Origin of the sequence: Shimia thalassica, assembly GCF_001458215.1 — a bacterium.
In the GTDB taxonomy this organism is placed as follows: Bacteria; Pseudomonadota; Alphaproteobacteria; order Rhodobacterales; family Rhodobacteraceae; genus Shimia; species Shimia thalassica.
Genome location: NZ_CYTW01000001.1, coordinates 354,383 through 378,993 on the forward strand (window position 1 = coordinate 354,383; position 24,611 = coordinate 378,993).

The 24,611-nt window shown below is 56.0% G+C and carries 25 protein-coding genes and 1 tRNA gene; 15 read left to right on the forward strand and 11 right to left on the reverse strand.

Translation table 11 applies throughout. The features are described from left to right. The first annotated feature begins 3 nt into the window (after nt 1–3). From PH7735_RS01570 to PH7735_RS01595, 6 genes are read left to right on the forward strand one after another with little or no spacing between them, the layout of a single operon-like run. Nucleotides 4–1,725, forward strand: coding sequence for a sensor histidine kinase (locus tag PH7735_RS01570; protein ID WP_058309582.1), 1,722 nt, complete (start codon nt 4–6; stop codon nt 1,723–1,725). A gap of 3 nt (nt 1,726–1,728) precedes the next feature. Beyond that, complete coding sequence (locus PH7735_RS01575) at nt 1,729–2,184, forward strand: HPr kinase/phosphorylase (RefSeq protein ID WP_082645102.1); 456 nt, start codon at nt 1,729–1,731, stop codon at nt 2,182–2,184. Nucleotides 2,185–2,188: 4 nt separating this feature from the next. Continuing rightward, a complete protein-coding gene (gene rapZ / locus PH7735_RS01580; protein ID WP_058309584.1) occupies nt 2,189–3,115 on the forward strand; it encodes an RNase adapter RapZ in 927 nt (308 codons plus the stop codon). Beyond that, nucleotides 3,112–3,504 carry a PTS sugar transporter subunit IIA gene (locus PH7735_RS01585; RefSeq protein ID WP_058309585.1) on the forward strand — a complete coding sequence of 131 codons (393 nt, stop codon included), beginning with the start codon at nt 3,112–3,114 and terminating at the stop codon, nt 3,502–3,504. The genes rapZ and PH7735_RS01585 overlap by 4 nt, the downstream gene beginning before the upstream one ends. A 4-nt stretch (nt 3,505–3,508) precedes the next feature. Further along, a complete protein-coding gene (locus PH7735_RS01590) occupies nt 3,509–3,787 on the forward strand; it encodes an HPr family phosphocarrier protein (protein WP_058309586.1) in 279 nt (92 codons plus the stop codon). 60 nt (nt 3,788–3,847) lie between these two features. Then, entirely contained in the window at nt 3,848–4,705 is an 858-nt protein-coding gene (locus PH7735_RS01595) for a lysophospholipid acyltransferase family protein (RefSeq protein WP_058309587.1), read from the forward strand. A gap of 64 nt (nt 4,706–4,769) precedes the next feature. Here PH7735_RS01595 and PH7735_RS01600 read toward each other — a convergent pair whose 3' ends face one another. Then, on the reverse strand, nt 4,770–5,645 hold the full coding sequence (locus PH7735_RS01600) for a 3-hydroxybutyryl-CoA dehydrogenase (RefSeq protein ID WP_058309588.1): 876 nt from the start codon (nt 5,643–5,645) through the stop codon (nt 4,770–4,772). Nucleotides 5,646–5,807: 162 nt separating this feature from the next. Between PH7735_RS01600 and PH7735_RS01605 the strand changes: the two genes are divergently transcribed. Beyond that, nucleotides 5,808–6,626 (forward strand): DUF6473 family protein, encoded by an 819-nt coding sequence (locus PH7735_RS01605; RefSeq protein ID WP_058309589.1) that lies wholly within the window; start codon nt 5,808–5,810, stop codon nt 6,624–6,626. 70 nt (nt 6,627–6,696) lie between these two features. Here PH7735_RS01605 and PH7735_RS01610 read toward each other — a convergent pair whose 3' ends face one another. Beyond that, nucleotides 6,697–7,626: an electron transfer flavoprotein subunit alpha/FixB family protein gene (locus tag PH7735_RS01610; protein WP_058309590.1), complete on the reverse strand. Its 930-nt coding sequence runs from the start codon at nt 7,624–7,626 to the stop codon at nt 6,697–6,699. Next, on the reverse strand, nt 7,626–8,384 hold the full coding sequence (locus PH7735_RS01615) for an electron transfer flavoprotein subunit beta/FixA family protein (protein ID WP_058309591.1): 759 nt from the start codon (nt 8,382–8,384) through the stop codon (nt 7,626–7,628). The genes PH7735_RS01610 and PH7735_RS01615 overlap by 1 nt, the downstream gene beginning before the upstream one ends. Before the next feature lie 291 nt (nt 8,385–8,675). Between PH7735_RS01615 and PH7735_RS01620 the strand changes: the two genes are divergently transcribed. Further along, on the forward strand, nt 8,676–9,464 hold the full coding sequence (locus PH7735_RS01620) for an enoyl-CoA hydratase/isomerase family protein (RefSeq protein WP_058309592.1): 789 nt from the start codon (nt 8,676–8,678) through the stop codon (nt 9,462–9,464). 87 nt (nt 9,465–9,551) lie between these two features. Here the strand turns inward: PH7735_RS01620 and PH7735_RS01625 are convergent, their stop codons facing one another. The 4 genes from PH7735_RS01625 to PH7735_RS01640 form a co-directional block, all read right to left on the reverse strand. Next, nucleotides 9,552–10,124, reverse strand: coding sequence for a cob(I)yrinic acid a,c-diamide adenosyltransferase (locus tag PH7735_RS01625; protein ID WP_058309593.1), 573 nt, complete (start codon nt 10,122–10,124; stop codon nt 9,552–9,554). A gap of 4 nt (nt 10,125–10,128) precedes the next feature. Beyond that, nucleotides 10,129–10,347, reverse strand: a complete 219-nt coding sequence (locus PH7735_RS01630) for a twin transmembrane helix small protein (protein ID WP_058309594.1) — start codon at nt 10,345–10,347, stop codon at nt 10,129–10,131. A 65-nt stretch (nt 10,348–10,412) separates the two neighbouring features. Next, nucleotides 10,413–11,246, reverse strand: a complete 834-nt coding sequence (locus tag PH7735_RS01635; protein ID WP_058309595.1) for an SDR family NAD(P)-dependent oxidoreductase — start codon at nt 11,244–11,246, stop codon at nt 10,413–10,415. Nucleotides 11,247–11,357: 111 nt separating this feature from the next. After that, a complete protein-coding gene (locus tag PH7735_RS01640; RefSeq protein ID WP_058309596.1) occupies nt 11,358–11,981 on the reverse strand; it encodes an SH3 domain-containing protein in 624 nt (207 codons plus the stop codon). Between the two features lie 155 nt (nt 11,982–12,136). Here PH7735_RS01640 and PH7735_RS01645 point away from each other — a divergent pair, with 155 nt between their 5' ends. The 3 genes from PH7735_RS01645 (at nt 12,137) to PH7735_RS01655 (ending at nt 16,975) form a co-directional block, all read left to right on the forward strand. After that, the gene (locus PH7735_RS01645) at nt 12,137–14,479 is read left to right on the forward strand and encodes a DNA topoisomerase IV subunit A (RefSeq protein ID WP_058309597.1); all 2,343 of its coding nucleotides are present in this window, start codon (nt 12,137–12,139) and stop codon (nt 14,477–14,479) included. A gap of 103 nt (nt 14,480–14,582) precedes the next feature. Continuing rightward, nucleotides 14,583–15,860 (forward strand): DUF898 family protein, encoded by a 1,278-nt coding sequence (locus tag PH7735_RS01650; protein WP_233488257.1) that lies wholly within the window; start codon nt 14,583–14,585, stop codon nt 15,858–15,860. Then, a complete protein-coding gene (locus tag PH7735_RS01655) occupies nt 15,857–16,975 on the forward strand; it encodes a M48 family metallopeptidase (protein ID WP_082645104.1) in 1,119 nt (372 codons plus the stop codon). The genes PH7735_RS01650 and PH7735_RS01655 overlap by 4 nt, the downstream gene beginning before the upstream one ends. 78 nt (nt 16,976–17,053) lie before the next feature. On the opposite strand, the gene PH7735_RS01660 is transcribed toward PH7735_RS01655, so the two are convergent. Further along, entirely contained in the window at nt 17,054–18,406 is a 1,353-nt protein-coding gene (locus tag PH7735_RS01660) for a cytochrome P450 (RefSeq protein WP_058309598.1), read from the reverse strand. 126 nt (nt 18,407–18,532) lie between these two features. Here PH7735_RS01660 and PH7735_RS01665 point away from each other — a divergent pair, with 126 nt between their 5' ends. From PH7735_RS01665 to PH7735_RS01675, 3 genes are all read left to right on the forward strand, one after another. Next, entirely contained in the window at nt 18,533–19,144 is a 612-nt protein-coding gene (locus PH7735_RS01665; protein WP_058309599.1) for a hypothetical protein, read from the forward strand. A 104-nt stretch (nt 19,145–19,248) separates the two neighbouring features. Continuing rightward, nucleotides 19,249–20,424, forward strand: coding sequence for an elongation factor Tu (gene tuf, locus PH7735_RS01670; RefSeq protein WP_058309600.1), 1,176 nt, complete (start codon nt 19,249–19,251; stop codon nt 20,422–20,424). Between the two features lie 190 nt (nt 20,425–20,614). Next, on the forward strand, nt 20,615–21,526 hold the full coding sequence (locus PH7735_RS01675; RefSeq protein ID WP_058309601.1) for a hypothetical protein: 912 nt from the start codon (nt 20,615–20,617) through the stop codon (nt 21,524–21,526). A 5-nt stretch (nt 21,527–21,531) separates the two neighbouring features. Here PH7735_RS01675 and PH7735_RS01680 read toward each other — a convergent pair whose 3' ends face one another. Then, the gene (locus PH7735_RS01680) at nt 21,532–22,221 is read right to left on the reverse strand and encodes a lysophospholipid acyltransferase family protein (protein ID WP_082645105.1); all 690 of its coding nucleotides are present in this window, start codon (nt 22,219–22,221) and stop codon (nt 21,532–21,534) included. Between the two features lie 122 nt (nt 22,222–22,343). Here PH7735_RS01680 and PH7735_RS01685 point away from each other — a divergent pair. Further along, nucleotides 22,344–22,419, forward strand: a tRNA-Trp gene (locus PH7735_RS01685). A 157-nt stretch (nt 22,420–22,576) separates the two neighbouring features. Here the strand turns inward: PH7735_RS01685 and PH7735_RS01690 are convergent. Together PH7735_RS01690 and PH7735_RS01695 are read right to left on the reverse strand one after the other, a co-directional pair. Beyond that, complete coding sequence (locus tag PH7735_RS01690) at nt 22,577–23,938, reverse strand: tyrosine-type recombinase/integrase (RefSeq protein ID WP_058309602.1); 1,362 nt, start codon at nt 23,936–23,938, stop codon at nt 22,577–22,579. Beyond that, nucleotides 23,938–24,450, reverse strand: coding sequence for a hypothetical protein (locus tag PH7735_RS01695; RefSeq protein ID WP_058309603.1), 513 nt, complete (start codon nt 24,448–24,450; stop codon nt 23,938–23,940). Before PH7735_RS01695 ends, PH7735_RS01690 begins: the two co-directional genes overlap by 1 nt. Between the last annotated feature and the right edge of the window lie 161 nt (nt 24,451–24,611).

Genomic DNA, 24,611 nt, shown 5'->3' on the forward strand with positions numbered 1-24,611 from the left:
ATAATGGCTCTTGCCGAAAGGATTAACGTGCGCGAGGTGGCACAAGGGCGGGATGGAGATGTTGTATTGGGGGACGACTGGGTCGCCCCCGAAGCCAACGTCGAGAGCGAGATGCGCGGACGCAGAGAGCGTCGGCGCCTTTTGCCGTTGAGTAAATCTCCGCTGACCCGAAAAATTATTACATTCAACCTGATCGCCTTGGGCGTTCTGGTGATTGGCATTCTATTTTTGAATTCGGCCCGCGATAGCCTTGCGGTGCAGCGCGCTGGTGGCTTGATGTCCGAGGCGCGTTTGATTTCTGGTGCATTTGTGGCCCAGATGCCAACAGGTGCGCCCGTTAACCTTGCGACCGGTGATGGTGTCGATGTCGAGCAGACCCTCGATCTTTTGCCATTGCGGCAGGGGACACATGTTTATCTTTTCGATGGTGGCAAGTCTCTTGTCGGGACGGCACAGGGCACCGAAACGAATGAAGCCGCAGAGGCGTTTTCCGAACGGCCACAGGGCACCCCGTTTACCAGTGCGTTGAACTGGCTTTGGGGTCTGGTCGCCGGTGAAGAAAGCGCTGTTATCTATGATTTGCCCAGTGTGGTTGAACAGGCCACAGGCCTTGTTGACCAGATCGGGTCAGAAGGCGAAATTCTGACCACCATCAAGGGCCCTGAAAACAGCACTGTTTTTGCCGCGGGCGTGCCGCTGGAACACAACGGAACTGTTGTCGGCACCGTGGTTCTGACAAGTGCCGCAGGTGAACTGGATCAATGGGTGCGCAGTGAACGTGAACGCGTCCTGCAAATGTTCCTGATTGCAACGGTGGTCTCTATCGGGCTGTCGATGGTTCTGGCCTCGACGATTTCGAACCCTCTTTCGGATTTGGCAGCGGCGGCCGAGATTGGTCGAGACAACAACAGCGCCCGGACAGTGAACCCTGGACGTGTGCGTATCCCTGATTTGACGGCCCGTCCCGACGAGATCGGGCGCTTGTCGGGGGCGCTGCGCGGTATGGTTTCTGCTTTGTACGACCGGATTGACGGCAACGAACAATTCGCCGCCGATGTGGCTCACGAAATCAAGAACCCCTTGGCCAGCCTCCGGTCTGCGGTGGGCTCGTTGCGCATGGTGAAAAAGGAAGAGCATCGCGAAAAGCTCTTGGATGTGATTGATCACGATGTGCGTCGCCTCGACCGCTTGGTCAGCGATATCTCGAACGCGTCCCGCCTTGACAGTGAATTGGTCAAGGAAGAGGAAGAGTTGTTCAACCTTCTGAACATGCTGAACAATATCGCCCAGTATTTGGGAGAAGACGCAGGCAGCAAGGGGATCGACTTTATCACCGATTTGCCAGAGAATCCGATCGAAATTCGAGGTCTCGAAGCGCGTCTTGCGCAGGTGTTCGTCAACCTGATCACCAACGCAATCAGCTTTTGTGAAGACGGTGATGCCATTCGCATCTGGGCGCGACGTCGCGAGAACCGCGTGCTGGTTGTTGTCGAAGACACCGGCCCCGGTATTCCGGATCAGGCATTGAACAAGATTTTCAACCGGTTCTATTCCCAGCGTCCAGAAGAGCAGTTCGGCAATAACTCTGGTCTTGGTCTTGCGATTTCGAAGCAAATTGTCGAAGCGCATGGCGGCGTCATCTGGGCAGAAAACATCCGCCCGACAGATGCCGATATCACATCCGAGCCTTTGGGCGCCCGCTTTGTGGTTGGGCTTCCGGTTTGATCCATGGAACAGGGGCAATCGCTGTCTGATTTACACTCTGACGGTATGCAATTGCTGCACGCGACAAGCGTCGCGTGCCACGGCAAGGCGGTTCTCATTCAGGGGTGTTCTGGCACCGGAAAATCGACGCTTGCGTTGCAACTTATTGCATTAGGTGGCGTTCTGGTCGCGGATGATCGCACGCAGCTGTGGCAGGGACACACATCGCTTATGGTGGATGCCCCCGACAGGCTCAGGGGATTGATAGAGGCACGTGGTGTCGGGATTTTGCGCGCGGTTCCGGCCGGGCCCACACCTTTGGCGCTGGTTGTCGATCTGGATGAGCTGGAAAAAGACCGGCTGCCCGAACGGCACGAGACGATGTTGCTGGGTCAATCCGTCCCCTTGCTTCGGGGTGTTTCAGAGCCACATTTTGCACCAGCGATACTGCAACTCCTCGCGCATGGCAGAGAGGCCTGAAAAGATGCCGGAAAACGCATCCAAAGTGCAAAGATTGGTGTTGGTCACCGGTCCCTCGGGGGCAGGGCGGTCCACCGCGATCAAGGCATTGGAAGATGCCGGCTATGAAACGATCGATAACCTGCCTCTGGGCCTATTGGAAAGCTTGATGACGGTCCCGCGTCTTAGCCGCCCCTTGGCGTTGGGCGTGGACGTGCGTAACCGGGATTTTTCGCAATCGGCGTTGATCTCGGCGATGGACATGTTGCATCGCACACCGGGGATTGCGCCGGAATTGTTGTATCTGGATTGCCAGCCTCAGGTGCTGCAGCGTCGTTACAGCGAAACACGGCGCCGCCATCCGCTGGCGCCCGCGGAAAGCCCGATGGAGGGCATTCAGCGCGAGCTAGACCTGTTAGAGCCGATCAAGGCGCAGGCGGATATCCTGATCGACACCAGCGAACTGTCGCCCCATGCCCTGCGTGCCGAAATTGAACGCTGGTTTGTGTCCGAGGGCGCGCCGCGGCTTGCACTGACGATCCAGTCCTTCAGCTACAAACGTGGCTTGCCCATGGGGGTGGACACGGTGTTTGACTGCCGGTTTTTGCGCAATCCCTATTGGGAGCCGTCACTGCGCAAATTGAATGGCACCGATCCACGGGTTGGCGCCTATGTCGGGTCGGACGAAAGGTTCGCGCCTTTCGTGACCAAGTTGCATGAAATGCTGGATATGTTGCTGCCCGCGTATGTCGCAGAGGGGCGCGCGCATTTTTCCATAGGCTTTGGGTGTACCGGAGGGCAACACCGATCGGTTTTTGCCACTGAAACCTTGGCGCAAGGCCTTGCAACTCGGGGCTGGCAGGTGTCAATTAGGCATCGCGAACTGGACCTGCAAGCCGAGCGCGCAACAAGGTCAAGATTCGCTGCAAGTGACAAGGATGGACAGATTTGATCGGAATAGTGATCGTGGCACATGGTGGGCTCGCCAAGGAATACTTGGCAGCTGTTGAGCATGTGGTCGGATCACAATCTGGCATTCACGCAATCACCATAGAGGCCGAACATGACAGAACGGCCAAACAAACCGAAATTTGTGCTGCGGCCGATTCTGTGGATCAGGGAGATGGCGTTGTCGTCGTCACCGACATGTTTGGCGGATCACCGTCCAACCTGAGCCTGCGGGCATGCGCACCAGACAATCGTCGGATCGTTTATGGTGCCAATCTTCCTATGTTGATCAAACTTGCCAAAAGCCGACACATGTTGGTGCCCGACGCGGTGCGCGCCGCATTGGATGCAGGCAGAAAATACATCGACAGCCAGAATATCAATACGGACTAATGCCATGACTGAAACTGTGACCCGTACCCTCAAGATCGTAAACCAAAAGGGGTTGCACGCGCGTGCCTCTGCAAAGCTGGTTGAGGTCGTCGAGGGCTTTGATGCCGCGGCAGAAGTTTCCAAGGATGGCTTGAGTGCTTGCGGAGACAGTATTATGGGGTTGCTGATGCTGGCTGCGTCAAAAGGCACAACGGTCGAGGTCGAGACCTCAGGACCTGATGCGACGCCGCTGGCCGATGCAATCGAGGCGCTGGTGGCTGATAAATTCGGCGAAGGCGTCTGACACCCGACATGGGTGGGGAACGGGAACAAAGCTTTGTCTAAGGCGACATCTGATACGGAAATGGCTGCGAACCAGCAGCAAGGCGAAGTCTATGACCGTCGCACGCTCACCTATGCCAACAGTTTTGATGACCGCTGGACGTCAACCGCGATCCGGACGATTGAATGGCTCACCGGGAAATTCAAGATCCTGCGGATGGTGAACAAGTTTGAACGCGCCAACGCGGAATACCGCGGCCAGAAGTTCTGGCGCGGGGCTCTCAATATCATGGGCATCGAATTGCAAACACCCAAAGAGCAACTCGACAATATTCCGAAAGAAGGGCCTGTCATCGTCGTGGCCAACCATCCCCACGGGATGGTCGACGGCATGATTTTTGCAGATCTGATTGGGCGGGTCCGAGAAGACTATCGCATTTTGACACGTTCGGTTCTGACCGGACTGGACGAAGCGGCAACCTCTTTCATGATCCCTGTGCCCTTCCCGCACGACCCCGAAGCACAACGCAAAATGGTCGAAATGCGCGCGAATGCGATGTCACATCTGGCCAATGGGGGGGTCGTTGCCCTGTTCCCATCGGGTGTTGTGATGTCATCAGACAGTTGGTTCGGACCTGCAATTGAGCGCGAATGGAATGTTTTCACCGCGAAGATGATCCGCAAATCCGGCGCGCGTGTTGTGCCAATCTTCTATCCCGGGTCAAACTCCCGCGCCTATCAGATTGCAAGCCAGGTGTCGCCAACCCTGCGCCAGGGGTTGCTGCTGCATGAAATCGTGCGCTCGTGCAACAAACCCCAAGCCCCGATTATCGGTGAGCCATTAACCGACGAACAGATGGAATTGCTGGAAAAAAGCCCTCGCCAATTTATGGCATGGCTGCGCCAGCATACGCTTGATCTCGGCAAAACGGCGCCCTGAGGCTTCTTCTGGCCTCAAATATCCCGGAGCGCGAGGCAGAGCCTCGCATTCCCGATTTCCTGTATCACCGTGTCGGAAGCGGCACTTCTCCGCGATAGTCGTAAAAACCGCGCTTGGTTTTGCGACCCAGCCAGCCCGCTTCTACATATTTGGTCAGCAACGGACAGGGGCGGTATTTTGTGTCCGCCAGACCTTCGTGCAAAACATTCATGATCGCCAGACAGGTGTCCAACCCGATAAAGTCGGCAAGTTCAAGCGGACCCATCGGGTGGTTGGCGCCCAGCTTCATAGCGTTATCGATTGAAGCCACATTCCCAACCCCTTCATAGAGGGTATAGCAGGCTTCGTTAATCATCGGGATCAACACGCGGTTGACGATAAAGGCTGGGAAATCTTCCGCACTTGCGGCTGTTTTGTCCAACCGGTGCACGATGCCAAGACAGGTTTTGTAAGTGGCTTCATCCGTCGCAATACCACGGATCAACTCGACAAGTTTCATGAGCGGCACAGGGTTCATGAAATGAAACCCCATAAAGCGTTCGGGGCGGTCGGTGCGGCTTGCAAGACGTGTGATCGAAATGGAAGACGTGTTCGATGTCAGAATCGTGTGTGGTTGCAAGTGGGGCAACAGCGCATCAAAAATCTTGTGTTTGATTTCTTCGCGTTCGGTTGCGGCCTCGATCACAAGGTCGGTTTGTCCAAGGTCCGGCAGTTGCAATGTGGTTTTGATACGCCCCATGGCTTCGTTTTTGGCGTCTTCGCTAATGGCCTCGCGCGAGACTTGTCGGGCCATGTTCTTGTCAACACGCTGGATGGCGGCGTCCAGCGCGTCCTGACTGATGTCGTTGAGCACGACATCATACCCTGCCAGAGCCATCACATGGGCGATCCCGTTCCCCATTTGGCCTGCGCCAACCACGCCGATTGATTTGATTTCCATGATCCGGTCCTCTTGCACCTTTGAAATTGACCATATGCCTCTGCGTCATGGACCTGCAAGGGCGTAGAGCCATGAAAACTAGAGTCAAAGTGGAACATTAGCGGTTTCGAAATAGCTTTCGGCGAATCTGCCAGTGGGTGAGAATTAAATTGGTGGGTAATCATGTCCTATTTAAAAAGAGGGGGCGGCTCCCTCGACTATTTGCCGTATCGACTGGCCGAGTCCCGTTTGCTGTTTCGGGGACCCAAGCCGGACCTGAAAGGCCGGTTCGTGGCTTTCCTTGGAGGCACGGAAACCTATGGAAAGTTCATTCCCGAACCTTTTCCTGATTTAATTGCGCGGGAAACGGGCTGTGCGAGTGTGAATTTTGGCGTTTTGAACGCGGGGGTGGATGTGTTCCTGTCTACACCTGCGGTCTTGCAGGTGGCGCAACGGTCGCGAAAAACCGTGATCCAGTTGCCCGGGGCGCAGAATCTGTCGAACAGGTATTATCGCGTGCATCCCCGCCGCAATGACCGGTTTATCGGGGCGTCCAATGTGATGAAAATGGTCTTCAAAGAGGTGGATTTTACGGAATTTCATTTCACGCGTCACATGTTGGGGGTTCTTGCCGCACGCGCGCCCGACCGGTTCAAGATACTCAAGGACGAATTGCAGCAGGCCTGGGTCGCGCGGATGAAAATGCTGGTGAACATCATTGGCGGCGAGATCATTTTGTTATGGATGGCCGACCACAGCCCCGATGATCGGCAGTTCCATCACGATGTCGGGCATGATCCGGTGTTTGTGAAACGTGACATGCTCGAAATCCTGAGGCCTCTGGTCAGCGACATCGTTGAGGTGGTGGCAAGTGAGGTTGCGCTGTCGAAAAGGGAAGAGGGGATGGTGTGCGGCGAGATGGAGCGCGTCGCGGCGCGGCGTATGCTTGGACCTGCCGTTCACGAGGAGACTGCGACGCGTTTGGTCAAATACCTTGCCTAAAGCAAAAGACCCGCCATGTGGCGGGTCTTTCTATTCTTTCAGTGCGATTACCTAAAATCGACGAAAAGGCTTAGCCCAGTTTTTCGGTCAGTTCGGGAACTGCCGCGAACAGGTCAGCAACCAGACCAAAGTCTGCAACCTGGAAGATTGGAGCTTCTTCGTCTTTGTTGATCGCAACGATGATCTTCGAGTCTTTCATACCAGCAAGGTGCTGGATGGCGCCGGAGATGCCGACAGCGACATAGAGATCCGGAGCAACAACTTTACCAGTCTGACCAACCTGCAGGTCGTTCGGTGCATAGCCCGAATCGACAGCGGCGCGCGATGCACCAACAGCAGCATTCAGTTTGTCAGCCAGAGTTTCGATCAGAGCGAAATCTTCTTCAGATCCAACACCACGACCACCGGACACAACGATGCCGGCTGAAGTCAGCTCTGGACGATCCGATTCAGCAACCTTGTCTTCAACCCATTCCGACAGGCCTGGGTTTCCAGCGGCTGCAACGGTTTCGATCGAAGCCGATCCGCCTTCGCCAGCTGCGTCAAAGGTCGATGTCCGGAAAGTGATGACTTTCTTGGCATCCGACGATTTGACGGTCTGGATTGCGTTACCGGCATAGATGGGGCGCTCAAAGGTCGACCCGTCCACAACAGCAGTTGCTTCCGAAACGATCATCACGTCCAGCAGAGCCGCAACGCGAGGCATCACGTTCTTTGCGTCTGTTGTTGCTGGTGCAACGATGTGTTCGTAGCCATCAGCCAGCGACACGATCAGGGCTGCAGTCGATTCTGCGAGGCGGTGGCCCAGCGAGTCGTCTTCAGCAACCAGAACCTTGGCAACGCCATCGATTTTGGCAGCGGCTTCACCAGCTGCGGCAGCAGAACCACCAGCGGCCAGAACAGTCACTTCACCGAGCGATTTCGCAGCGGTGACAGCTTTGGCGGTGGCGTCCATCGCCAGTTCGCCATTGTTAACTTCTGCGAGAAGAAGAACAGCCATTACACAGCCCCCGCTTCTTTGAGTTTCTCTACCAGCTCGTCAACCGAACCAACGATGATACCAGCGGCACGGGCAGCAGGCTCGGTTGTCGAAACGATCTCGAGACGTGGTGTCACGTCAACGCCGTAATCAGCAGCAGTCTTTTCATCCAGCGGCTTTTTCTTGGCTTTCATGATGTTTGGCAGCGACGCATAGCGTGGCTCGTTCAAACGCAGATCAACGGTCACGATGGTTGGCATCGAAACTTTGACAGTTTGCAGACCGCCGTCAACTTCGCGGGTCACAACAGCTTTGTCGCCATCGATGTCCAGCTCGGAAGCAAAGGTACCCTGCGACCAACCCAGAAGGGCCGACAGCATTTGACCAGTGGCGTTCATGTCGTTGTCGATAGCTTGCTTACCGGCCAAAACGATACCGGGCTGCTCTTCTTCAACAACTTTTGCCAGAATTTTAGCAACCGCCAGAGGTTCGATGTCCTGGTGGACGTCGTCTGCAGCGATAACCAGGATCGCGCGATCTGCGCCCATGGCCAGCGCGGTGCGCAGTGTTTCCTGAGCTTGCTTTACGCCAATGGAAACAGCAACAACTTCGTCTGCTTTACCAGCCTCTTTCAGGCGAATGGCCTCTTCGACAGCAATCTCATCGAACGGGTTCATCGACATTTTCACGTTAGCGAGATCAACTCCGCTTCCGTCCGCTTTCACACGAACCTTCACGTTATAGTCAATCACGCGCTTGACAGGCACGAGTACCTTCATGGGCGTTGGACTCCTTAGTGTGTATGAGCCGGGACTCCGACTCGACCAAATGCTCTCACCGACGTGATATAATCTTGCGCGGCCGCAAAACAGCGCAAAATCGTCACGTCACAGTCATACGACGTCGCGTTTTGTGATTTGAGGCCAGAATTTTGCAAGAATGTTGCGAAGACGACAGGAATTTGACGTTAGGGCAAGGAGAGGTGTCCCAACGTCGCATGATCTCTGGGCTTTCCGTCGGGCGGATTCCGGTCTTTGATGAGGTCAAATCCGAAAGAGGAGATCGGGACGATGACTGAAGAGGCAAACGTACTCTATTCAACAGACGGCCACGTGGCGACCATACGTCTGAATCGCGCGCGGGCCATGAATGCCCTGAACGCGGCAACACGCGCCGAAATCCGCGCGGCACAAGCCAAGGCCGAAGATGATGATAACATTCGCGTTGTGATCCTGACCGGATCGGGATCGTCTTTTACCTCGGGAACGGATTTGAAAGAACTTGGCGAGTTTCGCGGCAAGCACGGCATGTTCGATATTTCGGTGCGCGACTATAAGCCGATCATCGATGCCATCACCAAAAGTGACATGATCTATATTTCTGCCATCAACGGTGTTGCCGGTGGTGTGGGGCTGTCTATCGCGCTGAGTTGTGATCTGTCCCTGATGGCGGAAAGTGCGACCTGTTTTGCGCCCTTTTCCAATATCTCGCTGGTACCGGACGGGGGGCTGACGTGGTTGTTGTTGCAACACATGGGGTCGAAACGTGCCTTTGCCGCAATCGCCGAAGCAACCCATATTTCGGCCACAGAGTGTGAAGACATGGGATTGGTGAACCGTGTGGTGGGGGATGATGCGCTTGAAGAAGAGGCGGCAACATGGGCCGCGTCACTGGCCGAGCGCGCGCCTTTGAGTTTGAGATATGCCAAGCGGATCATGCGGGCGGCGCACACCCAGAGCCACGAACAGATTTCGCTGATGGAAAGCGAATATCAAAATATGTGTGCCAATTCCGAAGATTCGATGAGCGCGGTTATGGCGTTCATTTCAAAGCAGAAACCTGTCTTCAAAGGCAAGTGAAGGTTTTGGGGGCTCTGCCCCCAGACCCCCGGGATATTTGACGCCAAGAGAAGAAATAGGGCGCATGCCTTGAAAGGCAGTCCGGAGTTAGCGGTTCGCGCCGGGCACCCAAAGAACGTCGGCCTTGCCTGCATCATTTGCGATGCGGGCGGCCACAAAGAACCAGTCGCTCAGGCGGTTCAAATACATGATCACCTGAGGGTTCACGTCTTCCGAGCGCGACAGTTCGACCGAGAGACGTTCGGCGCGTCGCGCGACCGTGCGGCAGAGGTGCAGGTGCGCCGACAAGGAAGAGCCGCCCGGCAGAATGAAGCTGCGCAATGGTTCAAGCGTTGCATTCATGGCGTCGATTTCCGCTTCGAGGCGGGTCACCTGTGATTCAACCATGCGAAGCGGCGGGTATTCGGATTCGGCGTCCTTGTCCATTTCCGGGCGACACAGGTCTGCCCCGAGATCGAAAAGGTCATTCTGGATGGCAGAGAGTTGGGCATCCATCTCATCGGCCGCATAAAGGCGTGCCATGCCGACGGTGGCGTTCAATTCATCCGACGTGCCATAGGCATTTACGCGTGCATCAAATTTGGCCACGCGATCGCCGTTGCCAAGCGCGGTTGTGCCTTTGTCGCCGGTGCGGGTGTAGATTTTGTTCAGAACAACCATCAGATCAGCCTCCGCTACGCAACCAGACAAAGAGCAGGATCAAGACCACGGCCACGAATTGGGCGCCAATCCGGTAACGCATGACCCTGTTGGCGTGCTTGCGGTTGAATTCACCGCCTTTGGCAAAGCCGCCGATCCCGATCATGAGGATGACCAGTACGCTTAGAGAGGCCGCTGCGACGACCCAAAAAAGAGGGTCACTTGCAAGTCCGTTGGATTCCATTTGTGCCTCCTGAGCGTTCGGTATGGCGCGAAGAAAAGATCGCTTTGCTGCTATGTAACAGGGTTTCAGCTCTTGGCAATGATCCAGTCCAGCCAGCGTGTTGGAAGGATGCGTCTGCCGATGCCGCTGATATAGGTGGCGGTGGTGACATAATACCTCGGTTTCGGGCGTTTGCTTTCAAGCGCCTTGACGAGTTTGGCGGTAACAGCCGAGGGCGGCAGTTCGAAAGGATCGGGACCATTAGGGCCATCATAGAGACGTTTAAGAAGGCTGCTGCGGTATTGATCGGCGCGCGCAGACTGTTTCCAGTTGATCCACTTTTCAAAGTGCGGAATCGAGTTGATCCGGATTTTTGTGGTAATGGGGCCCGGCTCTATCAGGACGACGTCAATTCCGGTGTCACGCATTTCGATGCGCAGGGTATCTGTTAAGCCTTCGAGGGCATATTTTGTGGACGCATAGGCGCCGCGCCAGGAATAGGTCACAAATCCCAGAACAGAAGAACACTGCACGATGCGTCCGCTGCCCTGTTTGCGCATGGTGGGAATGACCGCGCGTGTCAGTTCATGCCAGCCAAAGAAATTAGCTTCGAAAATTTCGCGAAGCCCGTCCGTTGGCAGGTCTTCAACTGCACCGGGCAGACCAAAGGCCCCATTGTTGAACAGCGCGTCCAGCGTGCCCCCCGTTGCCGCCAGCACCTCGGACAGGCCGGCGTGAATTGATGCTGTGTCAGCGTAATCGATACGGGGGCTTTCAAACCCTTCGGCGCGCAGGCGCTCGCAATCGGCTTCTTGGCGGCAAGAGGCAAAAACACGCCATCCGCGGTCGCGTAATCCGCAGGCGGCATCATAGCCGATTCCGGAAGAGCAGCCTGTGATAAGTATGGATCTGGTCGACATGACAAGCCTTTCAAAACTGCTTGCCAAGAGTGCTAGGGGATTCGAAAGGTGATCTCAACAGCTGAAACGGAAAGGCGCGACTGTCTGGGCGGATCGGACCGGGTGCTCGGGTCAGGAGGCTGTTTCAAGAAGGCTTTCAGCAGCCCAGCCGACACGGCCCGAGTCGATTACACGGAATTTGACCCAACCCTTGCCCGGATCCTGGAGCACCAAAATCTTCTCGCCCTTGGATAACTTGGCGAGAACATTGTACTGCGTCCCGGGTCCGTTTCGCATGTTGATGCGATTTGCACGAACTTTGCGCAAATCGCGCGGCGCTTCGGGTTGGGTCAAACCTGCCAGCGTTTGCGTTCCATTCTGAGTGGTGGCTGTCTGGGGAACACTGGCGGGATCGGAAAGAGTAAAGAGGGCTTCGTTAGATGTGTTTGCGAACGGGGCCGAGACCAGCGACTGGTTCGGCGCCGGTGTCGGGGCCGTAAACGCGACCTGTTCGACAACGGGCTGATTTGCAGATTGCGCAGCAAAAGTGGTTGGCACCGCCGCAACGGGTGCTGCTAAAGACGCGACCTGAACAGGTTCGGTCGATTGCGTGCTGGTCACCTTGGGCGGAGGTACACTTTCGTCAGCGTATTTCTCAAGGCGTTTGGGCGTTTCAGGAACAAAGTCCCCGCCGCCGCTGAATTCATAGAAAGCCCACCCTAGAAAGGCAAAGCTCAAGAAAATGAACCGTGTCATATGTAACGCTCCCTAAGGAATAACTCGCAATGAAAATACCGGATAGTATTTCAACAGAGTATCACAGGCGCCGACGATTCTATTAATGGAAAAAATACAGGGAATTTCCCCGTGGCTTTCTTGTTCGTGGCGACGCTTGGGGCTACACCAAGAGCATGACAGATACGATCGACGAAGAAGACATCCCCGGAACCGAGGTTACTGAAACGCTGCGCCGTGCCATTGGCGAGCGGTATTTGACCTATGCGCTGTCGACGATCATGCACAGGGCGTTGCCCGATGCGCGTGATGGTCTCAAGCCCGTACACCGTCGGATTCTCTATGCCATGCGCGAATTGAAGCTGGCTTCAAACGGGGGCTTTCGTAAGTCCGCCAAAATTTCCGGCGACGTGATGGGCAACTATCACCCGCATGGCGATGCGGCGATCTATGATGCGATGGCGCGTCTCGCGCAGGACTTTAACGTGCGGTATCCTCTGGTCGACGGGCAGGGGAACTTTGGCAACATCGACGGGGATAACCCCGCTGCGGCGCGGTACACAGAAGCTCGCATGACGCCGGTTGCAGAAGCGCTGCTTCAGGGGCTGAACGAAAACGCCGTTGATTTTCGCGAGAACTATGACGGCACGCTGACCGAGCCTGTGGTGCTTCCGGCGACCTTCCCGAATTTGCTGGCCAACGGGTCAAGCGGGATTGCCGTAGGCATGGCCACGAACATTCCGCCGCACAATATTTCCGAGCTGTGCGATGCCTGCTTGCATATGATCAAGACGCCTGATGTGCGTGAAGATACATTGTTGAACTATGTGCCCGGACCGGATTTCCCAACGGGCGGGGTTATCGTTGAGCCACGCGAAAGCATCGCCCAGGCCTATCGGACGGGGCGCGGATCTTTCCGGTTGCGTTGTAAGTGGGAGATCGAGGACCTCGGGCGTGGACAGTGGCAGGTTGTTGTTACCGAAATTCCCTATCAGGTTCAAAAATCCAAGCTGATCGAAAAAATCGCCGAGCTGATCCAGACCAAAAAGATCCCCATTCTGGCGGATATCCGGGATGAGTCGGCTGATGATGTGCGCGTCATCCTCGAGCCTCGTTCTAAAAACGTGGATCCTGAAGTTCTGATGAACATGATGTTCCGCAACAGCGATCTCGAAGTTCGTTTCAGTTTAAACATGAATGTGCTGATCGATGGCGTGACGCCAAAGGTCTGTTCGATGAAGGAAGTGCTGCGGGCATTCCTTGATTTCCGTCGCGAGGTCTTGATCCGCCGCTCGACCCACCGGATGGAAAAAATTGACCACCGTCTGGAAGTTCTGGAAGGCTTTATCATTGCCTTCCTCAATCTGGATCGTGTGATTGATATCATCCGCTATGACGATGCGCCGAAACAGGCGCTGATGGCCGAAGACTGGGGCATCGACCATGTTCGGGCCACAACCGAGCGTGATTATGTATCCCCGCTGCCGGCCAAGGGCGAAGGTGAGCTGAGCGAAGTTCAGGCCGAAGCCATTCTCAACATGCGTTTGCGCAGCTTGCGCCGCTTGGAAGAGCTGGAACTGATCCGCGAGCGCGATGCCTTGATGGAAGAGCGCGCGGGGCTGGAAGATTTGCTGGCAAGCGAAGACCTGCAATGGGGACGGATTGCCGAGCAGCTTAAAGAGGCCAGACTTCAGTTCGGCAAAAACTATGAAGGCGGCGCAAGACGCACCGTGTTTGCCGAGGCGGGCGAGATCGAAGACGTGCCGCTTGAGGCGATGATCGACAAAGAGCCGATCACCGTGGTGTGTTCCCAGATGGGATGGATCCGCGCGATGTCAGGCCATATCGATCTGACGCGCGAGTTGAAGTTCAAGGATGGCGACGGCCCCCGTTTCATTTTCCACGCGGAAACCACGGATCGTTTGCTGGTGTTTGGCACCAACGGACGCTTCTATACGGTGAGCGCGGCAAACCTGCCCGGTGGTCGTGGTATGGGAGAGCCGTTGCGGTTGATCGTCGATCTGCCCAACGAGGTCGAGATCGTCGATATCCTGATCCATAATCCCGAGAACAAGTTGCTTGTCGCATCTTCGGCAGGAGATGGTTTTGTGGTGCCTGAAAAGGATGTCATCGCGCAAACCCGCAACGGCAAGCAGGTTTTGAACGTAAAAGACGATGCAAGGGCCATGATCTGTCATCCGGTGAGCGGAGACCACGTTGCCGTCGTGTCCGAGAACGGAAAATTCCTTGTGTTCCCCGTGGCAGAGTTGCCAGAGATGGGGCGCGGCAAAGGGGTCCGGTTGCAGAAATATAACATGGCACGCGGACGTCAGGGGACGTTGGAGCTTGATGGAGGGCTTGCCGATATCACCACGTTCAACTGGGCTGATGGTCTGAGTTGGGAGATGGGCGGCGGGAAAACACGCACCGAACCCGACATGAGCGAATGGCTGGGCAAGCGGGCGGGCGTGGGCAAAAAGCCCCCCTATGGGTTCCCGCGCAATCACAAGTTCACCTGATCAGAGGTTGAATGATAAGAAGAAGTCGCCCCTTATTGATCGGGGCGGCTTTTTTGTTTCCGAGTCGTTATGAGTTCCACGTTTTGTCCAAAAGGCTTTTTGCATGACCGATGATTCCCCCTGGACCAAAGGGATGGGTGACGATGGGGACGAAGGCCCCAAAGATCTTGGCGCGACCTTTGTCGAGAATACCCTTTATGGACCCGATCTGAATGTTCTGGATGGCGAGTTTATCGGTGATCGTGGGCGTGTCTTTGGCCTTGCTCTGAAAACGGGTCTTCTGACGGTGCTTACCTTGGGGTTTTACCGCTTTTGGATGAAAACCCGATTGCGGCGCTGGTACTGGTCCGGCGTGCGTGTTGGGGGTGCTCCGGCAGAGTATACAGGCGATCCGCTCGAGAAACTTCTGGGTTTCCTGATCGCGGTTGCCTTTCTGGCCTTCTATATCGGGATCGTTAATCTTCTTTTGATGTTCGTCAGCTTTTCCTTGTTCGAGGGCAATTTTGCGGCCTACGCCTTGAGTTTTGCAGGTGTTGTGCCGCTTTGGTTCTATGCGCGGTATCGGGCGCGTCGGTATGTTTTGGCTCGTACCCGCTGGCGCGGTATCCGGTTCGGTCTTGAACCGGGGGCATGGGGGTATGCGTGGCGGGCACTTGTGCATTGGGCGGTAACGATCCTGACCGGAGGGCTGCTTTGGCCGCGCATGACTTTCTGGCTCGAGAAGTACCGGACCGACCGAACATGGTACGGTGATGTCCGCCTTGAGCAGGAAGGCAAATGGACCATGTTGTACACGGCAACCAAACACGTTTTCTTGGCAGCGGTGGTTGCGGGGATTGCGGCGCTTCTGCTTTGGGCCGACAACATCTGGGGTATTTCGGTTGCCTTAGTCGCTGTGATCTGGGGCGGTTTCGGTCTGGCTTACTATAAGGTGAAAACCTGGGAACTTTTGACAAATGCCAAACGGGCAGGGGGGATTGTGTTTCATGCCCGTCCCAAGCCCCTGCGCGTGTTCTGGATTTACGTTCTGGGTTATGGGCTGAGCAGCTTTGTCGTAACTATCTTCCTTGTTCCTATCGGATTTATGCTTTTGGCCCTGATGGGAGGTGTCGAAGCCTTGGCCTCGGGCGGGGCTGCGAACCTGACGTCTCTTTCTTCATGGGCTCTGACCGCGGTGTCGATCGGGTCCTACTTCGCGATATTTTTGGCATGGGGGGCGGTTGCGCATGCCTTTGTGACTATGCCGCTATGGCGCCACTATTCCGAAACTCTAACGGTCATAGACCCTCAGGCCCTGCATCTGGTGCAGCAGAGGGGGCGCGACAGTTTTGAAGAGGCCGAAGGCTTTGCCGAAGCATTGGATGTGGGGGCCGCGATATGAGCTCGATTATTCCCAGAGTGGTCCGCTCCGGAACCTTGCCACCTGATGCAGATGCCGTGTTGTTCGATGGCCGTACCGCGCATGCAAAGAGTGTGCAGCTTTGGGTGAATCAAAACGCGGGCGTTCTGGAAATTCGGGGAGAGGGGATCGACCAAAACTGGCCAATTGCAGATATTCGCTTGATCCCTGATCAGGCCGGCCAGAAGGGGTTGGTGCTTGGATGTGAGGCTGCGCCACTGGCACGGTTGTTGAGCGCAAACCGGAATTTGATGAACCAGTTTCCAGCCCTGCACAAACGGCGGGCCAATATCTCGCGGTGGCGGCTGCTGCGGTGGGCGGCCGGTGCGGTGGCGTCCGTTGCATTAATCATTCTGGTGCTGGTGCCTTTAATGGCGAACCAGTTGGCAGGCATGATTCCCGCAAAGGGGGAACATGCTTTGGGGCAAGCGACGCTGGAACAGATTCGCACAGCGCTTGACGAGACCGGCATCGCTCCGTTGCCATTTTGTGAAAACGAAGAGGGGCTGGCGGCCCTTGCCAAAATGGAAGCGCGGCTGAGCCCGCAAAAGGATCCTTTGACGGTTCGTGTGTTGGACCATGACATGGTGAATGCGTTTGCCTTGCCTGGGGGCCATATCGTGTTTTTCAGGGGCCTGATTGAGGCGGCGGACACACCCGAAGAAGTGGCGGCGGTATTTGCACATGAAATGGGGCATGTTGTGTCACGCGATCCGACGCGTCACGCGTTGCGGTCTGCCGGGTCCATTGGGGTGCTGGGTCTTTTGTTCGGTGATTTTGCGGGGGGGGCCTTGGTGCTATTCCTGACCGAACAACTGATTGAGGCGCGCCATAGCCAGCAAGCGGAAACAGATGCGGATGCCTTTGCTTATGATGTGCTGTCCCAAGCGGGCGTGCCTCCTTCGGCTTTGGGTGATATGTTCGATACGTTTCGGACACAGTTTGGTGATGCAGACGGGGTGCAGGCGCACTTTTTGAGCCACCCCAAATTGAGCGCTCGTATCGCCGATGCGCGCGCCGCGACCCCTGACGGGTTTGAGGCCCAACCCATATTGACCGACGTCGAATGGCACGCCCTGCAAAACATTTGTGACTAAGTAGGGCACGCCCGCCATCTTCGGGGCTGTGCCCCTGCCAGATGTTGGGCCAAGCCGCGCGATGCGCGGCGGTCGCGTCTAGACCGGTGTCGCGGTCAGCCAGACGCCGGTGTCCGGGCGCAGGGTCAGGATCATCACCGGTTCCGGCGGGCGCCCCGCGACCAGATCAAAGCGAAACCTTTGCAGCAGCGTGGCAAGGATGAGCACGGCTTCCTGAATGGCAAAGCTGGCCCCGATGCAGATGCGGGGTCCGTCCCCGAAGGGAAGGTAGGCATATCTGTCGACCGCTTTGCGATCCGCAAAACGTTCCGGATCAAAGGCGTTGGGGTTCTTCCAAAGGTCATGGTGGCGGTGCAGCGCATAAACCGGAAGCATAACCGTGTCGCCAGGGTGGATATCGCGGCCACATAACACATCAGATTCTTTGGCCGTGCGCGACAGGATGCCAGCAGGGGGGTAAAGCCGCAGTGCTTCGTCAACAATCATGCGCAAATACGAAAGGTCGCCAACGTGTTCGGTTTTCACAGGGCCACCGCCCGTGACATCGGCTATTTCTGCGCGGGCCTTGTCCTGTACCTCGGGGGCAAAGGCACAAAGATAGGTCGACCATGCAAGGGTGAGGGCGGTTGTCTCATGCCCCGCCACAATAAAGGTCAACAGGTTGTCGCGCAGTTCAGCTGTATTCATCTTGCGCTTGGTTTCCGGATCCTGACCGGAAAGAAGCATATCGAGAAGGTCAGGCACCGCCGACGCCCCGCGTTTGCGGCGTTCGACAATCGCCTGATCCGCAACCTGTTTCATCTGAGCGACGACAGGTCCGGAGGTAAAGCGGGACGGGCGCGGCACCCAATCGGGCACCCCGAGCATGTCGAGAATCGATACTTTGCCCGCCGCCGCGATATAGGCATCGATCGAACGATGAACCGCGTCGCTGTCAAAGCTGCCCTCTCCCGAAAAGGTCACGTCCGAAATCACGTCAAATGTTGTGCGCACCATTTCTTCCATAAGGTCAACCGCACGGCCATTGGACGCTGCGATGCGGTCTGCGCTGCGCTGGGCCGCGGCAATCATGATTGGGCCAAGGCTTTGAACGTTGCGGTGGGAGAACACAGGCGCGGCCGTGCGTCGTTGCCAGCGCCAATGCGCGTCTTCGGCGATAAACAGGCTGTCTCCGATTGCGGGGCGCAGAATGTTTTTGGTGGCTTTCGATTTAGGATAATTATTCACGTTCTCGAGAAGAATCCTGCGGATCGCCCCCGGTTCCATAACCATATGCCACCGGATGCCTGTGCGGCCCGAGACCATCGGCTGGCGGACAGCCAGTTCGGGCAGGATGCTAAGCAGGTTCGTGCGTGCAGCCCGCAATGACCCCATCAACCCCAAGGGTTCAGTGGCAAAGGGAACATAGGCGGGAAAAGCTGGATCGTGCATAAATCTCTCCTGATGCAAAATAACATAGGTCGGTCAGGCGCCCGCAGCAAATCTCAGAGCGTTGATTGCGTGGTGAGAAGGCATGAGGTATGCCGCTTGGGATATCTTTTCGTAGGACCCAGTCGAATGATCCGTATCTTTGCCGTTTTTGCCGTTCTGTTCGCTTTGGTAGGTTGTTCCGTGCCAACAACGCCGGTGGATGAACCTCTTGTTGATCTCGGGGACTTTGTTCTGGGGCACAATATTGCGGTCACCAAGAACCTGACCAAAGGCCCGTTGTCGCGTGAAGGATCGCCTGAACGCTGGGAAGCTTCGGTCGAGAGTGCGGTTGATGCCCGCCTTGGCCGGTATGACGGCGAACGGCTGGTACACCTTGGAATCAACGTTGCCGGCTATGTGCTGGCCCAACCGGGTGTGCCGGTTTTGATGGCGCCAAAATCCGCGCTGATCCTGACTGTAACCGCATGGGATGATCAGGCTGGCAAAAAGTTTAACGCCGAGCCAAAGGAAATAATTGTCCTTGAAACCTTCACAGGGTCTTCCTTGCTGGGGTCGGGCTATACGATGCGGCCGGAAGAGCAAATGGCCAATCTGTCCTATAATGCGGCCAAGGCAATTGAAGAGTGGCTGCACGAGAATCGCGCCTGTCTGAAACCGAATCCAAGCTCTGCAGAATTGGCGGCATGCTGGAAAGACAACAAAGACAGCAGATCGCGCGAAGCACTCGAAAACCAATAGCGCGAAGTCGCGCTTGATTTTTGCTGCGCAAAGCAATATGTCGCGCGCGGTAGACACATTTGGGCCACTCGGGCCCACCCATCCAACTAGAAGGCGCCTCGATCATGGCTAAGGAAAAGTTTGAACGCAGTAAGCCGCACTGCAACATCGGCACCATCGGTCACGTTGACCACGGTAAAACGACGCTGACCGCAGCGATCACCAAGCAATTTGGTGACTTCAAAGCGTATGACGAGATCGACGGCGCGCCCGAAGAAAAAGCTCGCGGCATCACCATCTCGACTGCACACGTTGAGTATGAAACCGAAAACCGTCACTACGCACACGTCGACTGCCCCGGCCACGCTGACTATGTTAAGAACATGATCACTGGTGCGGCTCAGATGGACGGCGCTATTCTGGTTGTGAACGCTGCTGACGGCCCAATGCCTCAGACTCGTGAGCACATCCTGTTGGGTCGCCAGGTTGGCATCCCTTCGATGGTTGTTTTCATGAACAAAGTTGACCAGGTTGACGACGAAGAGCTTCTCGAGCTCGTTGAAATGGAAATCCGTGAACTGCTGACCGAATACGACTATCCAGGTGACGACATTCCTGTGATCGCTGGTTCGGCTCTGGCTGCTCTGGAAGACCGTGACGACAACATCGGCAAAGACAAAATTGCCGAGCTGATGGCGGCTGTTGACGAATACATCCCACAGCCACCACGTGCTGTTGACGAGCCTTTCCTGATGCCGATCGAAGACGTGTTCTCGATCTCGGGTCGTGGTACAGTTGTAACCGGCCGTGTTGAGCGTGGCGTGATCAATGTTGGCGACAACATCGAAATCGTTGGTATCAAAGACACCACCACAACCACCTGTACCGGTGTTGAAATGTTCCGCAAGCTGCTGGATCGCGGTGAAGCAGGCGACAACATCGGCGCTCTGCTGCGTGGTATCGACCGTGAGTCGGTTGAGCGTGGTCAGGTTCTGTGTAAGCCAGGTTCGGTTACACCACACACCAAGTTCGAAGCAGAAGCCTACATCCTGACCAAGGATGAAGGTGGCCGTCACACGCCATTCTTCGCGAACTACCGTCCACAGTTCTACTTCCGTACAACTGACGTGACCGGCACAGTTGAACTGCCAGCAGGTACCGAAATGGTCATGCCAGGCGACAACCTGAAGTTCAACGTCGAGCTGATCGCACCAATCGCGATGGAGCAAGGCCTGCGCTTTGCGATCCGTGAAGGCGGCCGTACCGTTGGTTCGGGTGTTGTATCGAAAATCGTCGAGTAATCTCTCTTCGATCTGAATACCGGAAAGGCCGCCCAAGGGCGGCCTTTTTGCTTTGCAGCTGTATCCCGCGCTTGTCCCAATCAAAATTGACAGCGGTTCCCACATTTCGAACGCCATTCTCTTTTCCAGTGCCGTTATGCAAAAGTGTCGATATGCTGCGGTAAGCACTTTTGATTTCAGGATATTGTGAATGGCAGATCAGTCCGGATTTCCCTCAACCATCCAAGACCACGTGAGCATGTTTGCCAGCAAAGACTGGCAAGGCATTGACGCCAAAGGCTTGCGGCAAGCGGCCTTGGTGCCGACAATGCTGAATATCGAGGAGCAGGCCTTTTATCTTTGGCTGACCCGCGAGTGGTTTCAGGGATGCGGCGCGGTGGCTGATCTTGGGTCTTTTGCAGGCGGATCAGCGGCGTGCCTTGCGGAAGGTTTCAAGCAGGCAGAGAAATCCGAGATCGTTCATGCCTATGACAAATTTGAGGTTGGCAAATACCGGGCCCTGACAAAGCGGCATGCGCGCTATCTTGCGCGGCCTCCTGCATCGGAATGCGGTTTGTCCCCGCGTCCTTTGCCCGAGTTTTCAGGGACGGACCTGTTGCCCTTGGCGCAGTTTTTTCTAGAGCCTTGGGGCGATCAAATCAAACTGCATAAGGGCCGCATAGAAGAGCTGGGCTGGCATGGCGGTGATATTGAGCTTTTGGTCATGGATGCCTCTAAAACGGCTGAAACGATGGACCTGATGAGTCGCCAGTTTTTCCCGCACCTGATTCCGGGCAAGTCGGTGGTGGTGCAGCAGGATTTCCTCTGGTGGCAGCAGCCGTGGATCGCGGCGCAGATGGCATTGTTACAGCCCTATTTTGAGCCGGTTGCCTATATCCCCAAACACTCGGTTTCATTCTTGTGCACCAAGGCGGTCCCTGTGGATGTTCTGAAGGATATAAGCGTCGCAGAGTTCGGGGATCGCGAGATGATTCAGGCGCTCAGGAATATGAAACAACGCCTAAAGGGATTTCCGCTGGACCGGTATATGCGTCGGCTGATCGAGGCCGTGAAAGCCAATCCAGAAAAACGAAAAGCCTTTCAATTCGAGACGAAACCCTAAGCCGCCTATCCGCGGCCACTTTGCTTGTCCGAGGCGGCCGTGATCTCTTCAAGGGCCTGTTCGAGATCAAGACGCAGTGTTTCGTAGGTCTCGTCGTCGGCTTTGCGGGGGACGTCCTGTTCCCATTCCTTGCAAAGGAAGACACCTTTGGAAAACGGAGTGGGCAACCACATATCGTCCCAGGTTGGCAGGGCGATAACGCGCTTTTGCGAGAAGGACACGGTGAACACGCGTTTTCCAGAGGAGCGGGCCCAGACGATCGGGACGGTCGAACATACGCGCGCCGGACCGCGGGGGCCATCCGAGGCGATCCCGATAGAGACGCCGTTGCGGATTCGTTTGAGAATCTCTCTGGAAGCCACGACATGGCGGGTGCGGCTGTTCATGGAAATACTGTCAAATCCAAACCGGCGCTGCAGATCACCTGCCAGCCGTCCGGCACGGGCATCAGACGTCAGCGAACAGATCGGCGCGAGGGACGTGTCAAAAATGTAAGGAGACATCATCAGGCGCTGGTGCCAGATCGCGACAATGACGGCCTCTCCGGTTTGAACGGCCTCTTCCATGGGTTCAAAGCCGACCCGTTCCCATCGTGATGTGACATGACAGAATCGGACATACAGCTCGAACAAGGTTGTTGCAAAGCTCTGGACCAGCTGGCTGTCTGCGATCTTTTTTCTCAAACTCACGGGCATCTCTCCTGTGTCCGGTTACTACCTGCTCGGGGCGTGCGGCACAACCAACGGGAAAACCACGCATTAGGTTGTTTTTTCCTCTTGAGTCCTCTCGCGTAGTGGCATAGGAAACCCGTGGCCTTAGGGGTATAGCTCAGTTGGTAGAGCGACGGTCTCCAAAACCGTAGGCCCACAGTTCGAGTCTGTGTGCCCCTGCCATTTACAACTATTTGAGAATAAACAGCTTTTAGGCAATAGGCCTTGGCGATAGGTAAGGCCTAAACGGCTTTATGTAACGCCCAATTGTAACATTTGCCCGATTTGCCCGATTTCGTAACGCAGGCGACCCAGAGTAACCAGAGCAACACAATAGGCGTTACTCAGCCGCTTGAGCCGCCCCTGCGCCCCGCAGGACAGCCAAAACCACCTCTAACGGTTGCCCCGACGCTTGGGCGTATTCCATGGCTTTCAGCATAACCTCTGGGGGCAGATCATCCCCCGTCGCGTCGGTTTTGGGTTTCGGCGTTGACGACAGACCACCCGCGATTGCGACCAATTGCTTTTGGGCAAGCGCCTCAGTGACCCAGCCGTACGTTGAGGCAGTCATGGTAGGATCGGCATGCCCCGCAAATTGCGAAACGGTTTCCAACGGAACGCCTTGTTCGATCAGGTGCGTAATTCCGCCGTGCCGACGCGAATGCAGCCCAGCCGTTACGCCCAGATTGTTTGCAGCCGTTTGCACCATTGAGGACACCGCCGACGGACGCCAGACGCGCCCTGTGCGAGGATCAGGGAACACCAGCCGATCGACATTCCAGACGACGCCCTTGTCGGCTTCCTTGCGCCGCCGTAGCAGGGCCAAAGCATCGGGCACGAGATAGACCTTGCGGCCAAGTTCGCCTGTTTTGGCGCTTGTTTTGGTGCCCCGCCGAATTCGGAAGATACCGCCCGCCTCTTCTGTCACATCTTCGATAATGACAAACGGCGTTTCCGCGTTCAAATGCACATGGGCCCAAGGCAGGCCAAGGGTTTCTTGCTTGCGGCAAGCCGTTAGAAAACCGAACTCGACCACATCGGCCAAATCGGCGTCGTTTCGGTTCAGCTTTTCATGGCCGTTACGCAGGGCATCAACCAAGATTTGCGTTTCATCCGCCGTTGCCATTTTGACGTTCGGGCCCCGCTTGGGCACAGGGGGAGCCTTCACACCTTCGACGCGGACGTTCCAAGTAATCAGACCTTCATCATAGGCATGAGCCATAGCCTTTTTGAGAAAGCCCCAGATGTGGTGCACGTTCCGCGCCCCGTTTCGGCTTTGCCCCGCTTTGGGATGATCGACTGGCCAGACTTCTTTCCGCGCCGCATCGACAAGCGCCACAAACGCGGGTTTCCGCACGTCTGTTAGCTTCATCGCCCCGTTCATGAGCCGTAACACCCCGTTAGCCAATTGGGCATCCCTGTGGGCCGTTTTCAGCGCCTTGTTGGCTCTTTGGTATGGGAGAAAAATTTGCAGCAGGAACCATTCAAGCGACCCATCGGTGACGGGCGCGGCGGGGTTGTCCCGTAGTTGCTTTTCGAGCGCGTTGGCATCCCGTAGCGCCGCCGCTTTGGATTTCGCCTTGATGGTTTTGTTTTTGCGGATCAGGACGGGCGACCCGTCGGCCCGGACGGACCCAGCAGGGCAGGGAATACGAAGGGCCGCAAGCCACTTGCCCCCATCACGTTGATAGACTGACGCCATTATTTCGCCCCCCTGTTCGCGCGCCAAAAGGCGGTTTGACAGCGACCCGAACAGAACTTCGCATCGGATCGGCGGACAGGGAACAGGCCCCCGCAATGATGGCAGGCACGAAAGTCGGGCCGCTCTTTCCAATCTTTTGCCGCATCGAAGCCCATCTTGGCACGTAAAGTCCCGTAATTGACGAAGGGTACCATGTCCTCGCTTAAATCGACGTTGACTTCGCCAGAGTGGATCAGTTGCGAGCAAATCAGGTTCAGCTTGGACGCTGTCACCCGTTCGCGGGCAGGGTCGTCGAGAAAGGTAGAATCGCCGCCGTCGTCGAGCGGGGCCCAGAACCCGTAGATTTCGCGCAGGAAGGCAAAGATATCTTCTTTGTGGGTATATTGGAAAAGCGGGGCTTCATAGCGCCAATCCGCTTCGCGGTTCGCGTCGATTTCTTCGATCGACAATTGCGACATTCGTGCCGCCCAGCCGTCGATTTTCTGGTTATTCCAGAGTTCAGCTTTTCGCATATTCGCTCCTATGCACTTTTGGGCCTTCAAAAGGGACGGTGGGGTAACGGCTGTACGTCATAGATGCCGTAAGAATGCATTGCAAGACCGAATAGGTGTTTATAACCGTAGCGTTTTGCATATAAGTAAGGCGTAACCCTTTTAATCCACACGAAGGCTGT